This is a genomic window from Mesorhizobium loti (assembly GCF_013170705.1).
GTDB lineage: Bacteria > Pseudomonadota > Alphaproteobacteria > Rhizobiales > Rhizobiaceae > Mesorhizobium > Mesorhizobium loti_D.
On sequence record NZ_CP033334.1, the window covers coordinates 2,933,946 to 2,949,762 of the forward strand.

Annotated in this window: 14 protein-coding genes and 2 pseudogenes; 10 read left to right on the forward strand and 6 right to left on the reverse strand. The window is 61.9% G+C overall.

Annotation, left to right across the window (positions count from 1 at the left end; genetic code table 11):
• Positions 1 to 60 precede the first annotated feature (60 nt).
• A complete protein-coding gene (gene katG / locus EB815_RS14205) occupies positions 61 to 2,259 on the forward strand; it encodes a catalase/peroxidase HPI (RefSeq protein ID WP_056565226.1) in 2,199 nt (732 codons plus the stop codon).
• A 73-nt stretch (positions 2,260 to 2,332) separates the two neighbouring features.
• On the opposite strand, the gene EB815_RS14210 is transcribed toward katG, so the two are convergent.
• Positions 2,333 to 3,010, reverse strand: coding sequence for an MIP family channel protein (locus EB815_RS14210; RefSeq protein ID WP_056565223.1), 678 nt, complete (start codon positions 3,008 to 3,010; stop codon positions 2,333 to 2,335).
• A gap of 302 nt (positions 3,011 to 3,312) precedes the next feature.
• Between EB815_RS14210 and EB815_RS14215 the strand changes: the two genes are divergently transcribed.
• The 6 genes from EB815_RS14215 (at position 3,313) to EB815_RS14240 (ending at position 9,540) form a co-directional block, all read left to right on the forward strand.
• Complete coding sequence (locus tag EB815_RS14215; protein WP_056565220.1) at positions 3,313 to 4,602, forward strand: RsmB/NOP family class I SAM-dependent RNA methyltransferase; 1,290 nt, start codon at positions 3,313 to 3,315, stop codon at positions 4,600 to 4,602.
• Between the two features lie 75 nt (positions 4,603 to 4,677).
• On the forward strand, positions 4,678 to 5,130 hold the full coding sequence (locus EB815_RS14220; RefSeq protein ID WP_056565217.1) for a TspO/MBR family protein: 453 nt from the start codon (positions 4,678 to 4,680) through the stop codon (positions 5,128 to 5,130).
• A 98-nt stretch (positions 5,131 to 5,228) separates the two neighbouring features.
• Positions 5,229 to 5,687, forward strand: a complete 459-nt coding sequence (locus EB815_RS14225; RefSeq protein WP_013893903.1) for a PaaI family thioesterase — start codon at positions 5,229 to 5,231, stop codon at positions 5,685 to 5,687.
• Complete coding sequence (locus EB815_RS14230; RefSeq protein WP_056565213.1) at positions 5,687 to 6,352, forward strand: 5'-methylthioadenosine/S-adenosylhomocysteine nucleosidase; 666 nt, start codon at positions 5,687 to 5,689, stop codon at positions 6,350 to 6,352. Before EB815_RS14225 ends, EB815_RS14230 begins: the two co-directional genes overlap by 1 nt.
• A 55-nt stretch (positions 6,353 to 6,407) precedes the next feature.
• Positions 6,408 to 7,970 carry a glutamine-hydrolyzing GMP synthase gene (guaA, locus tag EB815_RS14235; protein ID WP_056565210.1) on the forward strand — a complete coding sequence of 521 codons (1,563 nt, stop codon included), beginning with the start codon at positions 6,408 to 6,410 and terminating at the stop codon, positions 7,968 to 7,970.
• Between the two features lie 316 nt (positions 7,971 to 8,286).
• Positions 8,287 to 9,540 carry a tyrosine-type recombinase/integrase gene (locus EB815_RS14240; protein ID WP_065005794.1) on the forward strand — a complete coding sequence of 418 codons (1,254 nt, stop codon included), beginning with the start codon at positions 8,287 to 8,289 and terminating at the stop codon, positions 9,538 to 9,540.
• On the opposite strand, the gene EB815_RS14245 is transcribed toward EB815_RS14240, so the two are convergent.
• The 3 genes and pseudogenes from EB815_RS14245 to EB815_RS14255 all read right to left on the reverse strand — a co-directional run.
• Entirely contained in the window at positions 9,521 to 9,883 is a 363-nt protein-coding gene (locus tag EB815_RS14245) for a helix-turn-helix transcriptional regulator (protein ID WP_019859994.1), read from the reverse strand. The two genes, EB815_RS14240 and EB815_RS14245, sit on opposite strands and share 20 nt — an antisense overlap.
• A gap of 383 nt (positions 9,884 to 10,266) precedes the next feature.
• On the reverse strand, positions 10,267 to 11,004 hold the full coding sequence (gene istB, locus EB815_RS14250) for an IS21-like element helper ATPase IstB (protein ID WP_065005793.1): 738 nt from the start codon (positions 11,002 to 11,004) through the stop codon (positions 10,267 to 10,269).
• Positions 11,005 to 11,017: 13 nt separating this feature from the next.
• Positions 11,018 to 11,794: pseudogene (locus tag EB815_RS14255) on the reverse strand (Mu transposase domain-containing protein); the annotation flags it as partial.
• A gap of 26 nt (positions 11,795 to 11,820) precedes the next feature.
• On the opposite strand from EB815_RS14255, the gene EB815_RS14260 reads away from it, so the two are divergent.
• The 3 genes and pseudogenes from EB815_RS14260 to EB815_RS14270 all read left to right on the forward strand — a co-directional run.
• Entirely contained in the window at positions 11,821 to 12,108 is a 288-nt protein-coding gene (locus EB815_RS14260; RefSeq protein WP_081295214.1) for a DUF5372 family protein, read from the forward strand.
• A 167-nt stretch (positions 12,109 to 12,275) separates the two neighbouring features.
• On the forward strand, positions 12,276 to 12,755 hold the full coding sequence (locus tag EB815_RS14265) for a helix-turn-helix domain-containing protein (RefSeq protein WP_065005804.1): 480 nt from the start codon (positions 12,276 to 12,278) through the stop codon (positions 12,753 to 12,755).
• Positions 12,756 to 13,013: 258 nt separating this feature from the next.
• A pseudogene (locus EB815_RS14270) lies at positions 13,014 to 13,391 on the forward strand (recombinase family protein); the annotation flags it as partial.
• Positions 13,392 to 13,408: 17 nt separating this feature from the next.
• Here the strand turns inward: EB815_RS14270 and EB815_RS14275 are convergent.
• A complete protein-coding gene (locus EB815_RS14275) occupies positions 13,409 to 15,472 on the reverse strand; it encodes a recombinase family protein (RefSeq protein WP_065005791.1) in 2,064 nt (687 codons plus the stop codon).
• The gene (locus EB815_RS14280) at positions 15,469 to 15,759 is read right to left on the reverse strand and encodes a hypothetical protein (RefSeq protein WP_155767380.1); all 291 of its coding nucleotides are present in this window, start codon (positions 15,757 to 15,759) and stop codon (positions 15,469 to 15,471) included. Before EB815_RS14280 ends, EB815_RS14275 begins: the two co-directional genes overlap by 4 nt.
• Between the last annotated feature and the right edge of the window lie 58 nt (positions 15,760 to 15,817).

The window sequence follows — 15,817 nt, forward strand, 5'->3', positions numbered from 1 at the left end:
CAAGATCTCGGCAAAATCAACCTCGGCAAAAACAAACCTCGGCAAAATCGGAGCACTAAGATGGACGCGAAAACCGACGACAACAGCGCGGGCAAATGCCCTGTGGCGCATGGATCCGCCGGCCGGGCCAACCGTGACTGGTGGCCGAACCAGCTGAATGTCCAGATTCTGCATCAGCAATCGTCTCTGTCCGACCCGATGGGCGAAGCGTTCGACTATGCCGAGGAATTCAAGAGCCTCGACCTCGACGCCGTCATCAAGGATCTGCATGCGTTGATGACCGATTCGCAGGAATGGTGGCCGGCCGACTTCGGCCATTACGGGCCGCTATTCATCCGCATGGCGTGGCACAGCGCCGGCACCTACCGCATCGCTGACGGCCGTGGCGGCGCCGGAGCCGGCCAGCAGCGTTTCGCGCCGCTGAACAGCTGGCCGGATAACGTCAACCTCGACAAGGCCCGCCGGCTGCTGTGGCCGATCAAGCAGAAATATGGCCGCAAGATCTCCTGGGCCGACCTTCTGATCCTGACAGGCAACGTCGCGCTGGAATCTATGGGCTTCAAGACCTTTGGCTTTGCCGGCGGCCGCGCCGATGTGTGGGAGCCCGAGCAGGACGTCTACTGGGGCCCCGAAGGCAAGTGGCTGGCCGACGAGCGCTACAGCGGCGACCGTGACCTGCAGAACCCGCTCGCCGCCGTGCAGATGGGCCTGATCTACGTCAACCCGGAAGGGCCGAACGGCAAGCCTGATCCGCTGGCTTCGGCGCGCGATATCAGGGACACCTTCGCCCGCATGGCCATGAACGACGAGGAAACCGTCGCGCTCATCGCCGGTGGCCACACATTCGGCAAGACCCATGGCGCTGGCGATGCGGCACTTGTCGGCGTAGAGCCGGAAGGCGCCGACATCGAGCAGCAGGGTCTTGGCTGGGCGAGCAAATTCGGCACCGGCAAGGGCGGTGACGCCATCGGCAGCGGTCTGGAAGTCATCTGGACGACGACGCCGACCAAATGGAGCAACAACTTCTTCGACAATCTGTTCGGCTTCGAATGGGAGCTGACCAAGAGCCCGGCCGGCGCGCATCAGTGGACGCCGAAGGGTGGCGCGGGCGCCGGCACGGTGCCGGACGCGCACAATTCGGCCAAGCGCCACGCCCCCTCCATGCTGACCACCGATCTCGCCTTGCGCTTCGATCCGTCTTACGAGACGATCTCGCGGCGTTTCCACGAGAACCCGGATCAGTTCGCCGACGCATTCGCCCGCGCCTGGTACAAGCTGACCCACCGCGACATGGGCCCGGTCGCGCGCTATCTCGGCCCGCTCGTTCCCAAGGAAGAGCTGCCCTGGCAGGACATCATCCCGGCGGTCGATCATGTGCTGATCGACGAGCAGGATGCCGAAGCGCTCAAGGCCAGAATCCTGGCCTCCGGCCTGTCGGTGTCGCAGCTGGTCTCGACGGCATGGGCGTCGGCCTCGACCTTCCGTGGTTCCGACAAGCGCGGCGGCGCCAATGGCGCGCGCATTCGCCTCAGCCCGCAGAAGGACTGGGCCGTCAACCAGCCGGCCGAGCTCGCCAAGGTGCTCGACAAGCTCGACGCGATCGCCAAGGACTTCAACGCCGCGCAGGCCGGCGGCAAGAAGGTCTCGCTTGCCGACCTTATCGTTCTCGGCGGCAACGCGGCCATCGAGAAGGCCGCGAAGGCCGCCGGCCACAGCGTGGACGTTCCCTTCTGGCCAGGCCGCATGGACGCCTCGCAGGAGCAGACAGACATCCACTCCTTCGCGCCGCTGGAACCGACCGTTGACGGTTTCCGCAATTATGTCAGCGGCAAGCAGCGGCTGACCGTCGAGGAGGCTCTGATCGACCGTGCGCAGTTGCTGACGCTCACGGCGCCGGAGTTGACCGTCCTCGTCGGTGGACTGCGTGTTCTCGGCGCCAATGCCGGGCAGTCCAAGCATGGCGTCTTCACCAAACAGCCGGAAACGCTGAGCAACGACTTCTTCGTCAACCTGCTCGACATGGGCACGGAGTGGAAGGCGACGTCCGATTCCAAGGACGTGTTCGAAGGCCGCGACCGCAAGACCGGTGAAGTCAAGTGGACCGGCACCCGTGCCGACCTCATCTTCGGCTCACACTCGCAGCTGCGCGCTCTTGCCGAAGTCTATGCGGCCACGGACGCCAAGGCGAAGTTCGCGAAAGACTTCGTTGTGGCATGGACCAAGGTGATGAACGCCGACCGCTTCGACATCGCCGACTGATCCGGACACAGCTCTGTCCGACAAAAAAAGGCGCGGGCCACGGCCCGCGCCTTTTGCATTCAGGCTCTTGAAATCAGTCCTTCTCGAAGACGCGCGCCTTGGCGACGACGCCGGCGATGGCGCCGCCGATCAGCGGTGCGACGATGAACAGCCAGAGCTGGCTGAGCGCGGCGCCGCCGGTGAACAGCGCCGGGCCGATGGAGCGGGCCGGATTGACCGAGGTGCCGGTGACCGGGATCATGGCGAAGTGGATGCCTGCAAGCGTCAGGCCGATGACCAGCCCGGCAAATGCCGTCGAGTGCTTTTCAGCGGTGACGCCAAGGATCACCGTGACGAAGGTGAAGGTGCCGATCAGTTCCCACAGGAACGCCGAGCTCACGCCCCATTTCGTCTCATCCCAGCCATTGGCGCCGAAGCCGGTGGTGTGGCCGCCGGCCTGGCCGGAAACGATGATCCACAATGCCAGCGAAGCCAGGATGGCACCGATGATCTGCGCGATCCAATAGGGGATGACGTCCTTGGCCGGCAACCGCCCGGCAAGAAAGACACCGAGCGTCACCGCCGGATTGAGATGCGCGCCCGAAATCGGGCCGATCGCGTAGGCAGCGGCGATGAGGCCTATGCCGAACGCCAGACCGATGCCTTCCTGGCCGAGTGGCAGCGCGCCTCCGAAGCCGCCCGTCACCACCGACGCCGTGCCGATGAACACCAACAGAAATGTGCCCAGAACTTCCGCCAAATAAGTTTTCATTGCCCTCTCCTCGTAGCGATCCGCCGGTCCGCGTTTTCCACGCCGCGAATCATGGTGTGAAGAGTATTACCAACCGAAAAACTTGGAAAGCAGAGCGGTTGTCCCACAGGTCGTGCTTGCGGTCGGCAGTTGCGAACATTAGACACCTTGCATTTATTGATCGATCTGCTGTTGCCGGCGCGCGAGATTTATTGATCGGACGGATTTCGGACGGCCTCTTCGTCGCGAGACGGAGCGGGGTTCAATCCGGACGCGAAAGGCTCTAAGAGCAGGCGATAGATCACGATTTGATGGAATGACCGATGCGACTGGGCGGACGGCTGGCTGCGGCCATCGAAGTGCTGGAGGACATTGGCCGGCGTCACCGGCCGGTGGCCGATGCGCTGAAGGATTGGGGCCTGTCACATCGCTTCGCTGGCGGCGGTGATCGCGCGGCCATCGGCAACATCGTCTACGACGCGCTGCGCCACAAACGCTCCGCCGGCTGGCTGCTTGGCGAAGACACGCCGCGCGCCATCGGCTTCGGCGCATTGTTGCTGGAATGGAGCCAGATGGCGCAGTCGCTCAACGACACGCTCGACGGTGACAAGTTCGCACCGCCGCTGCTCAGCACCACCGAGCTGCAGACGATCGCCGGTCGCCGGCTTGCCGATGCCCCATCTGCGGTGCGGGCCGACATACCCGATTGGTGCCAGCCGCTTTTCGAACGGGCCTTTGGCGAGGCATGGGTCGGGGAGGGCGCGGCGCTGGCGACCCGCCCGCCGCTCGACATCAGGGTCAACACACTGCAGGCCGATCGTGCCAAGGTCCTCAAGGAACTGGCCGATACCGGGGCGCAGGCCGCGCGGATCGCGCCGCTCGGTATCCGCATTCCGCCGATCGATGGCGACGGCAGGCATCCGAACGTTCAGTCCGAGCCGGCCTTCCAGAAAGGCTGGTTCGAGGTGCAGGACGAGGGCTCGCAAATAGCGGCGACGCTTGCCGGCGCCGAGGCCGGCATGCAGGTGCTGGACTTCTGCGCCGGCGCCGGCGGCAAGACACTGGCGCTGTCGGCATCGATGGACAATCGGGGCCAGATCTTTGCCCATGATGCCGAAAAGGCGCGGCTGGCGCCGATTTTCGACCGCATCCGACGCTCGGAAAACCGCAATGTGCAGGTCGTCACCAAGCCGGCCGAACTCGCTCCGCTCTCTGGCCATATGGATATCGTGCTGGTCGACGCGCCCTGCACCGGCAGCGGCACCTGGCGGCGCCGTCCCGATGCGAAATGGCGGCTGACGCAAAGGCAGCTCGATGCCCGCAAGGGTGAGCAATCCGCGATCCTCGATGCCGCCAAGGCGTATGTGAAGCCCGGCGGCCTGCTGGTCTACATCACCTGCTCTGTGTTCGACGAGGAGAACGGCGAACAGGTCGCCGCGTTTCGCGAGCGCGACAGTGGCTTTGCCCCGCTCGATCACCGCGCGCTCTGGGATAGCTGTTTTCCGGGCCACGAGGCGGCCGCGAGAATTGGCGCTGGCGTGGATATTTCGCTGTCTCCGGCGCTGAGCGGCACTGACGGGTTTTACTTCTGCGCCATGCGCAAGGTGAGTTGAACGCTGCCGTTGACAAGGAGCGCCGGTGCCCCAGTTGCAGATGCGCGGCGCCGTGTCGCTGTGGGGGTGGGATTCTTGAAAAAATATCTGTCGTTGCTGCTTTTCCTTGTCCTGGTGCTCGGTGGAGGCTTGCTGATCGGCTATGCGACGTTGCCGGGCGCCTGGTATGCATCGCTGGTGAAGCCGCCCTTCAATCCGCCCAACTGGGTCTTCGCGCCCGCCTGGACACTGCTCTACGTGCTGATCGCGGTGGCCGGCTGGAGAACGTGGGAGCGAGCACCGGCAGGAGCGGCGATGAAAATCTGGGGCCTCCAGCTCGCCCTGAATTTCCTATGGTCACCGACCTTCTTCGGCGCAAGGATGATGGGACCCGCCTTGGTCGTCATCGTGCTCCTTCTCGCCAGCATCGTGCTGTTCATCGTGAGAGCCTGGAACCGCGACCGGCTTTCGGGCTGGCTGTTCGTGCCTTACGCGGCATGGGTGGCCTTCGCCGCCACCCTCAACGCTTCGCTCCTGTGGTTGAACTAGGTCCCTCCAATGTCGTTTTGTTGCAGTGCAGCAAAAGCATTTGCCTGCCGCCCATGCCTCTGCGATAAGCTTCTCCGGCAAAACTGAAGGCAATTGCGATGGCAGCAAAGATCGTACCGGCTCCGGACTATGAGGATCGTGTCAGGGCGTCCTTCGCGCGCCAGCAGGCGATGGCCACGATCGGCGCCGAACTGACACTGGTGACGCCCGGCATCATCGAAATCGAGATGCCCTATTCCGCGGCACTGACCCAGCAGCACGGCTTCCTGCATGCCGGTGTCATCTCGACGGCGCTGGATTCGGCTTGCGGCTATGCGGCCTTTTCCCTGATGCCGGAAAATTCCGGCGTGCTCACTATCGAGTTCAAGGTCAACCTTTTGGCGCCGGGCAGGGGCGAGCGCTTCCTGTTTCGCGGCTCGGTGACCAAGCCTGGCCGCACCATCATCGTCGCCGATGGCCAGGCCTATGCTTTTGCTGTCGACGGCGAAGCCAAGTTGATCGCGACCATGACGGGGACGATGATGACGGTGGTGGGCCGCGATGGGATTGCGGGCTGATGGCTAATGTTACGCGAATTGGCGGCAAGGATGTCCTCTTCGTCATGGCGGCGCAGGCAGAATATGGTCCACATCTGCAGCGGCTGTTCACGCCCTTGATGACGGGCGTCGGCCCTGTCGAAGCCGCTGTTCGGCTTGGCGCCGAACTCTCCTGGTTGAAGTCGGAAAAGGCGTTGCCGGATCTCGTCGTGTCGCTCGGCTCGGCCGGCAGCCGGACCCTGGAACAAACGGAAATCTATCAGGCCGTCTCGGTCGGTTATCGCGACATCGATGCTTCGCCGCTTGGTTTCGAAAAAGGCGCGACGCCGTTCCTCGACCTGCCGGCCATCGTGCCGTTGCCGCTGCGGATACCCGAAATCAGGGAGGCCACGCTGTCGACCGGCGGCGCGATCGTCACCGGCGGGGCCTACGACACGATCGCGGCCGACATGGTCGACATGGAAACCTTCGCCTGCCTGCGCGCCTGCCAGCTGTTCGATGTGCCCCTGATCGGGCTGCGCGGCATTTCCGACGGCGCGGCTGATCTCAGGCATGTCGGCGACTGGACGGAATATCTGCACGTCATCGACGAGAAGCTGGCCGAGGCCGTCATGCGCCTCGAACAGGCGATCGGGTCGGGTCTGCTGCGGACTGCTCCATCCAATGGCCAGGCAAGACCCGTCTGAAAGTCAGGCTAAGCAACCCATTGCGCAGACTCATTTCTTTCTCTAAACGCTCGCCATGACAACAGCCAATCACCCCGACACCGTCCTGATTGTCGATTTCGGCAGCCAGTTTACGCAGCTCATCGCCCGCCGCATCCGCGAGGCCGGCGTGTTTTCCGAGATCGTGCCGTTCCAGTCGGCCGAAGCCGCGTTCAAGCGCATCAATCCCAAGGCCGTGATCCTGTCCGGCGGTCCGGCCTCGACATCTGATATCGGCAGCCCGCGAGCGCCGCAGATCGTCTTCGATGCCGGCGTGCCGGTGCTTGGCATCTGTTACGGCCAGATGGCGATGTGCGTGCAGATGGGCGGTGTCGCCGAAAGCTCCAACCATCGCGAATTCGGCCGCGCCTTCGTCGAGATCGAGAAGGACAGCCCGCTGTTCGAGGGTCTGTGGGCGACGGGCCAGCGGCATCAGGTCTGGATGAGCCATGGCGACCGCGTCATCGCCCTGCCGCCGGGGTTTCAGGTCTTCGGCAAGTCGGAAAGTTCGCCCTTCGCCATCTTCGGCAATGTCGAGCGCCGCATGTACGGCATCATGTTCCATCCCGAGGTGGTGCATACGCCCGATGGCGCGAGGCTGCTCAGGAACTTCGTCCACAACATCGCCGGCATCGAGGGCGACTGGACGATGCGCGCCTACCGCGAGCACGCGGTCGAGGCGATCCGCAAGCAGGTTGGCAAGGGCAAGGTCATCTGCGCGCTGTCAGGCGGCGTGGACTCCTCGGTCGCGGCGCTGCTGATCCACGAGGCGGTCGGCGACCAGCTCACCTGCATTCTCGTCGACCATGGCCTGATGCGCAAGGACGAGGCGGCGGGCGTGGTGGCGATGTTCCGCCAACACTACAATCTGCCGCTGATCCTGGTCGATGCCTCGGAAAAATTCATCTCGGCGCTGGAAGGCGAGGTCGACCCCGAGAAGAAGCGCAAGACCATCGGCCGGCTGTTCATCGAAGTGTTCGAGGAAGAGGCCAAGAAACTCGGCGGCGCCGACTTCCTGGCGCAAGGCACGCTCTATCCCGACGTCATCGAAAGCGTCTCCTTCACCGGCGGTCCGTCGGTGACCATCAAGTCGCACCACAATGTCGGCGGCCTGCCCGAGCGCATGAACATGAAGCTGGTCGAGCCGCTGCGCGAACTGTTCAAGGACGAGGTGAGGGCGCTCGGCAAGGAACTCGGCCTGCCCGAGAGCTTCATCGGCCGCCATCCGTTCCCGGGTCCTGGCCTGGCCATCCGCTGCCCGGGCGGCATCACGCGCGAAAAGTTGGAGATCCTGCGCGAAGCCGACGCCATCTATCTCGACGAGATCCGCAAGGCTGGCCTCTACGACGCCATCTGGCAGGCCTTTGCCGTGCTCTTGCCGGTGCAGACCGTCGGCGTGATGGGCGACGGCCGCACCTACGAATTCGTCTGCGCGCTGCGCGCCGTCACCTCGGTCGACGGCATGACGGCGGACTTCTATCACTATGACATGGCCTTCCTGGGCGCCGCCGCCACGCGCATCATCAACGAGGTCCGAGGCATCAACCGCGTCGTCTACGACGTGACGTCGAAGCCGCCTGGTACGATCGAGTGGGAATGATTTGGGGTCGTTCGCCAGCATTCGGGGACTATCGAGGAAACTTCATTAAACGTCTGAATTTTATCTGCTTTCGTCTCTACGTCTATCGCTGACTATCGCCCCCAAGCGGAACCATTTGACGGTAGATCTGACGGCATTCCTTTTCGCGTCATCTTCGCTGCAGAGTGATGCCGTCACTGCGCCGGACTCAAGCCTGTTGGCAGCTTTCGACGTAAGGCATTGAATCCAATGGGCTCTCCCAGAGCCTTGACGGTAAAACGAATGACGGTAAAATTAGGCATTTCACAATCCTAGATGCGCCCATTTGTCTCCTCCTATGCTCACAGACATCGCACTTAAGAAGCTGAAATCAAAAGATAAAATATACAAAGTCACTGATCGTGACGGTATGTACGCGACCGTGGCTCCTACAGGGCAGATATCGTTCCGATACGACTACCGCGTGAATGGTCGGAGAGAGACAGTGACGCTGGGCCGCTATGGTGAGGGAGGCATCTCGCTAGCAGAGGCGCGTGACCGCTGTCTTGCAGCACGAAAAATGGTGGCAGCCGGAAAATCACCAGCCCAGGAAAAGCAGCGTGACAAGAGGCGCTTGTCTGAGACGGGGACGTTCGGCGATGCCGGCAGAAGATGGTTTAAAGGGGCGAAGATGGCGGACAGCACGCGCTCCATGCGCAAAGCCATCTTCGATCGAGACATCTTGCCGATTTGGGACAAAAGGCTCCTCACAGAAATAACATCGGACGATTTGCGGGCGCTGTGCGCAAAGGTCCGGGACCGTGGCGCACCAGCAACCGCCATTCATGTCCGGGATATTGTTAAGCAGGTCTATGGTTATGCCATTCTGCACGGCGAGAAGATCGCTAATCCGGCGGACAAGGTAGGGCCATCTTCGATAGCCACCTTCGAGGCGAAAGACCGGGCGTTGTCACCCGTAGAAATTCGAATCATGCTGAAAGAGTTGGAGAATGTGCCTACTTTGCCGACCATTCGGCTGGGCCTAAAGCTGATCCTGCTCACGATGGTTCGGAAGAGTGAGCTTCTGGACGCGACGTGGGATGAGGTCGACTTCGAGAACGCGGTATGGAGCATTCCCAAAGAGCGAATGAAGCGGAAGAAGCCACATAACGTCTACCTATCCCGCCAGTCCCTCGACATCATGATTGCGCTCAAGACTTGCGCTGCGAACTCTCGATACGTGCTTCCATCTCGCTATGACGCCGACGAACCCATGTCGCGCGCGACCTTCAATCGGATTACGATGACGATTGTGGACCGCGCAAAACAACAAAATCTGCCGCTTGCTCCCTTTACGGTGCACGATCTACGGCGGACCGGCTCCACGCTGCTAAACGAGATCGGATTCAATCGCGACTGGATCGAAAAATGCCTTGCACACGAAGACAGTCGCTCCTCCCGCGGCGTCTATAACAAGGCTGAATACGAACCGCAGCGGCGCCACATGCTGCAGGAATGGGCCGACATGATTGAAGCGTGGGCGGCTGGCAACAAACACGCACCCACACTGCAGCCGATTTCCGGGGCAGCCGTCATCCTCGATCCGATTTGACGGGCTTCGTCTTCCGCGACCGCACGTCTGGTCCCGGGGCCAGTTCGATCGAACCAGCAAAGGACGCGTTCCGGCGTTCCTGAATCCAGGCTTCGACTTCTCCCAGGTCCCAAACGACGCAGCGGGGGGTCAGATTGAACCGTCGGGGGAACTCGCCTCGTTGTTCCATTTCATAAATGGTCGTGTCCGATAACGGGACGATTTCTCGCAATTGCGATCGGCGAACGGTTCGCACGACCTGTCGCGTCTCAATGTGCGGTAGAACCGGAAGCGAGCTATCCGCTGGCGCGCCCCCTATGCCTTGGCAGCTTTCGCATTGAGTTGGCTTCTGCCGTTTGACCATGTGCTTACCGAAGGGCTCCGTCGGATCAAAGATCGTGCGTCTGCTCCAATCCAGGTATAGCTCTCAACTACGATCCAACCGTCTCCTTTGACCAGCAGGCGAGCTTTGGAGGCATCATGATAGCGAGGTCTGGAATCTTCATCGCCATGTCGCCAGCTCGTCCTCCGCACCATACGGACGCCAACAAGCCCCCTGAGCCGGGGTAGCACTAGACTAGGCAGCAAAATGTCCACGTCGACTCTCGCCGCTTGCAGCGCTGCCGATTCCGACGAAGCCGCCCCTTGATTCTGAGATGATTGCGCCCCCGGATTCCGACATGATGTCGCCCCCTGGGGCTGGAGCTCTGCTGGCTGTGATTGTTGTCATTTCGTTCGCGATTGGTGTCAAGCTTTTCGCTGTTGATTTCGGCGCAAGCTTTCGCCTGTGAGATCGATGCGATGGGCATTGTGGACGAGCCTGTCGAGGATGGCATCGGCGTAGGTCGGATTTCCGATCACGTCATGCCAGGCGGACACCGGCAGCTGGCTGGTGATGATGGTCGAGCGGCGCCCGTATCGGTCCTCGAGGATTTCAAGCAGATCATGACGGGCCTGATCGTCGAGCGGCTCAAGTCCCCAATCGTCGAGGATCAGGAGCTGGACGCGTCCGAGCGTGCGTTGCAGTCGCGCGTAGCGTCCGTCGCCCCGGGCCAGCGCCAGATTGGCAAACAGGCGTGGAACGCGCTGGTAGAGGACGGAGCGATCATCCCGGCAGGCCTTGTGGCCGAGCGCGCAGGCCAGCCAGCTTTTGCCGACTCCTGAAGGGCCGCAGATGGCCAGATTGTCATGGGCGTCGATCCAGTCGCCGGCGATGAGCTTGACGAACAGCGCGCGGTCGAGACCACGCTCGCTGCGATAGTCGACATCTTCAGGCGCGGCCTGGTGGCGGAGCTTTGCGAAGCGCAGTCGCGCGGCGAGCTTGCGGTCGTATCGCGAGTTCCACTCACGATCGAGCAGCAGGCCGAGCCATTCGGCATGGGAAAGCTGCTCCGCCTCAGCATTGGCGGCCAGTTCGTCGAATGCCCTGGCCATACCGGCCAGGCCCATGGCGTGCAGGCGGTCGAGGGTAGGATGTGCAAGCATGAAGTTCTCCTCTTCAGTGGTAGTAGCGTGAGCCTCGGATGTTGGGGTGTTCGATGGGATCTCGTGCCGCCGGACGCGATGCCGCCGTCTGGTCGAGCCGGTTGTCGAGGATCGACCGCACGAAGCCGTAGGTGCGCGCGCCAATCTCGAGCGCGCGCCCGCAGGCGGCGTTGACGCGCTCCCGGCCGAAGCCCTTGACCAAGCGGATGATGCCCAGGCAGGCCCGGAAGCCCTGCTCGGGATGCGGGCGATCGGCAAGGATGCGCTCGCACAGCAGCGCCGCGTTGGAGCCGACCGCGGAAGCTTCCCGGGTGATCCGCTCGATCGTCCAGTCGGCAAACCTTCGATGTGAGGACGGCATGTGCGCCGCCACGGTCGTATGCCGGCCATTGCCGCTTCGCATGTGGGCAGCGATCCGCTCGCCCTTGTGGAACAGCTCAATGGTGTTGGCGGTGATCCGCGCCTCGACCTGCTCGCGCGCCAAGCGATACGGCACTGAGTAATAATGGCGTTCGATCTCGACATGATAATCGAGCCCGGCCCGGCGTACGCGCCATTCGGCATAGACGTAGCGCTCGACGGGCAGCGGGCGCAGCGCCGGGCGATCGATCTCCTCGAACAGCTGACGCCGCGTCCGGCCGACCCGGCGCAAGATCCGACGATCGTTCAGATCGGCAAGCAGTTCGCCGATCGCGGCGTTGACGTCGGCCAGGCTATAGAAGACGCGGTGGCGCAGGCGGCCGAGCAGCCAGCGCTCGACAATAAGCACCGCCGACTCAACTTTTGCCTTGGATAAAGCCGTCAACTGCAGCCCGTATGGGGACGACCGGCCTCACGGTCCGCATTACGCATCCATTCCACCCTCTTAAGGGCCAGACTTTCGAGGTGATCAGCCGCAGCCCGCATTGGGGCGACGACCGGGTGATCTACAGGGCGGCGGACGGGACCTTGCCCACGATTGCCGCCGCAATGACGGACATGGAGCAGCCTGACGCATTCCGGCGCGTCGCGGCCGGGCGCGCGGCGTTCCGGACGGTCGACCTATTGGATTTGCTGACGCTGCTGGATCGGGTCTCTGCGCCGGTGGAGGCGAAGGATGCGTAAGGTTAAATACGCCGCTGGTGTAAGGCAAATTACGCCGCAACGCCTGCTCGGATACCGCAGGTATGCCCAGAATTGCAGGATTTGTCTCGGGCACCGTGAAGCGACCTTGTTTGACGTCTCACCAGGTAAGGCGTATTTATATTTACGAATCAATTTGGATGATGGTCATGGCGAAGCCAAAGCCAGGACGACGCGACCCAAAGGCCGAGGCCTTGGCCCGCGACGGCGCACTCAACCCCCACCCCGAGGCCGTGCGCGACACCCTGTTTGCCGGCAATCCCTTCTTCGATGCCAGGGACCTTGTGCAGGTCCGCTACGAGATGGTGCGCCGCCATCAGGCCGATCGCGTGCCGATCAGCGACGTCGCCAGCGCCTTCGGGGTCTCGCGGCCGACCTTCTACAAAGCTCAGAGCGCCTTGGCCGACCAGGGCCTCGCCGGGCTGGTGCCCCGGCAGCGGGGTCCAAAGGGCGGACACAAGATCTCTGCCGAGGTCATCGCCTACATCGACCAACTCAGGACGACGAGGCCCGACCTCACCGTGCCGCAATGTGTAGACGCTATCGCCACACGCTTTGGCGTCAGGGTGCACCGGCGAAGTCTGGAGCGGGCCACGGCGCCCAAAAAAAAACCACTCGATCTGCCTTAACCGTCCGCGCGACCAGCCTCGTCGGCACATACGAACAACTGCGCGCCGCGGTGCTCAGCGCCCGGCTGATCACCGGATCAGGACTCGTAACCCTGCGCCGTCAAGGCATGGTCGCCTGGATCAAGGCCGCAACGACAACACCCAACTTTACGCCGCCTTGCCCGGTACATCGCCCCCCGTCGGCAGGCGCGATCGCCACCAGCGAGCTTACCCTCATCCTTGCCAGCCTTGTTGTCACGCTAACCGCGGAGCCAGCACATGCCTGACCTCAAAGTCACCGCCGATCACCTTCGGCGCGACGCCTACCTCTACATCCGTCAGTCTACGCTGCGACAGGTCGCCGAGAACGGCGAGAGCACGCAGCGACAGTATGGGCTGCGTGATCGCGCCATTGCCGCCGGTTGGCCGGCCGAACGCGTCCACGTGATCGACTGCGACCTGGGCAAATCAGGATCCAGCGCCGTTGCCCGCGACGGCTTCCAGGAACTGGTCAGCGAAGTAGCCCTCGCCAAGGCCGGCGTCGTCATGGGGCTGGAGGTCTCGCGCCTGGCCCGCAACTCCGCCGACTGGCACCGGCTGCTTGAGCTGTGCGCCCTGACCAGCACCCTCATCCTCGATGAGGATGGCGTCTACGATCTATCATGTTGATACCCTCATTCGGTAGCGGATTGAGTAAAGTCGAGGTGTTGCCGCACGCCGGATTTGAGCTCTTTTATTGCGGCGATTGTTGCAGCGGCATCTGGAAACAGAACGCGTTTGTGAGTGGCGCTTTGGTGGATACTGATCACGCCATTGCGGATTCGATGCCGGATCCAGGATCGAGAAACGTCCGCCGCCATCGCTAATTCAGACACCGATAGCCACCCGGGAATGTGGTAAGAGCGGGCTGGTGTAGACTGCCTCAATACGCGATGGCCTTGTCGGACGACCTGGACGGTGCGCACAGGAACGTAGCTGCGGCGCGGTGAGCGGAAACCTTCCTTAGTCAGTCTGGCCGCTATTGCCGTGTCGTCGAGCCCTTGATGAGCCAGTTCGAGCAGCCGGACCTTCATCTCGGCGCCGCGAGACAGGGCGCTCAAGGCATGAACTCTCGGCTCGACCTCGCGTTCGGTAACTTCACCGCCTCGCCAAACGATGCGGATCGTAATCCGATCTCGGACCACCCGTTGCAGGATCACTTTGTCGATCAAGCTGCGTATTAAGGCTTTCTTGCGTCCCCACTCTATGTCAGGTCTCTGCCAAAATTCAGGAAGTTGCGAACCGGCAGCGATAAAATCATTCTGTTCTGTCGGCGTCAGATCGTCAGATTGACTTTGCATCGCGCGACGGCGCTCAAGTGCATCCTCCGCTTGACGAAGCTCACGCAGAGCCCTCTCCCAACGGCGCTCCAACTCTGCCGCGATCAACCGATTGTCTGGGTCAACCCGATCGTATTGCCGTTCTGCGAGCAGCGCTTGATAACGCAGCCGTTTGATCTGCTGCTCTTCAGCGCGCTCAAAAGCCTCGTCTGCCTGCTGACGAGCATCTTTGGCGTGCATCAAGTCGGCCAACTCAGCCGGACTGGCCGCCGCGAAGAAGGCCTCAACGACGCGGGCGTCGATGGGATCGGCTGGCAAATGCTGGCATAAGGCTCCGCCCTGGCTGCGTGCCAGGAAGTTGCAGACGTAACGGTTGCCGTTCTTGTATTCAACGCCCATTTTATGGCCGCATCGCCCGCACCAGACAATGCCTTGCAACACCGCCGCGCCATCACGCGGCGCACCGCGTGTCTGGTTTCGTCGGTATTCAGCATGATTGTCAGTCAGCATGGTCTGGATCCGCTCGTAACGCTCCCAATCGAGATAAGCAGGATAGCGGTCTTTCACTACGATTTTCCACTCTGCCATTGGCCGGCGTCGCGAGATGATCTTACCACTTGCATATCTGGCGTGACAGGACTGGGTGCGGCCATAGACGAAGGCGCCGGCATAGGCCGGGTTCTTCAACATCCCGGCAAGCATGCTGGCGGTTGGGACGCGCCAGACAACGTCGCCAAAGCGATTTCGCCGCGGTATGGTGAGCGCACGATCCCGCAAGGAACGGATCACTTTTCCGACGGTGCCCAACTCCCAAAATGCAGAGAATATCAGGGCAATCCGGTCCTGCACTTCCTGGTTTGAATCCTTCATCACGACACCATTGGCGTCCCGCTCCAACCCGGCTGGTAACAGCAATGCCAGCTCGCCCCGCTCAGCCTTGCTGAGCAAACCGGCTGTCAGGCGGCCACGAAGCGTGTGCAATTCCACTTCCGAGATCGTACCCTTCAGGCCAAGCAACAAGCGCCCGTTGGCCGAGCCCGGGTCGTAAATTCCGTCGCGGTCGCCGATGAGGCATTGCCGATAGCCGCATAAATCGAGGAGTGGGTACCAATCGGAACAATTGCGGGCAAGGCGTGTCACTTCGTACGAGAGAACGATGCCAACTTCACCCAATGTGACGCGTCCAAGGAGATCTTTGAAGCCGGCCCGGTGAGCCGCCGCAGCTCCACTCTGGCCAAGGTCCGCGTCGATCACTTCGATATTGTTTTCGTCCCAGCCGAGATCTCCCGCACGCTGATGCAATGCATATTGCAGCCGTAGGCTTTCCTGGTTGTTGACCATCTGATGTGGTGTCGATTGCCGGATGTAAATCACGGCTTTTCGGCACAAATGCTGGGTCGTTATCAGATCCGACATCATGGCTCGCCCTCCAGAGAACCATGCGGGTCCGATAGGGGTGATTCGGTTTCTGACGTCAGGCTATCATGCTCAGGTATATCGACGGAACTTTGCGGCGCCTGCGCCTTTGCAGAGCAGACCAGGCGAATAAAATCGCGAACGCTCGTAGTTGAAAGCTTGGCTGACGGCAGATCTGGTGCCGATGGATACAGATTGGTGGCCGAGATCGGAATCTTCAGGAAAATATCATCGCGGTAAACGACAAGAAGCTGACGATAGGGGTCGGCGCCGCTCGGTCTGCCCGCCAAAATGAAATCGCGCCCATAAAGTGGGTGCGTCGGATCGGTAACTGCTATCCGTTGATCA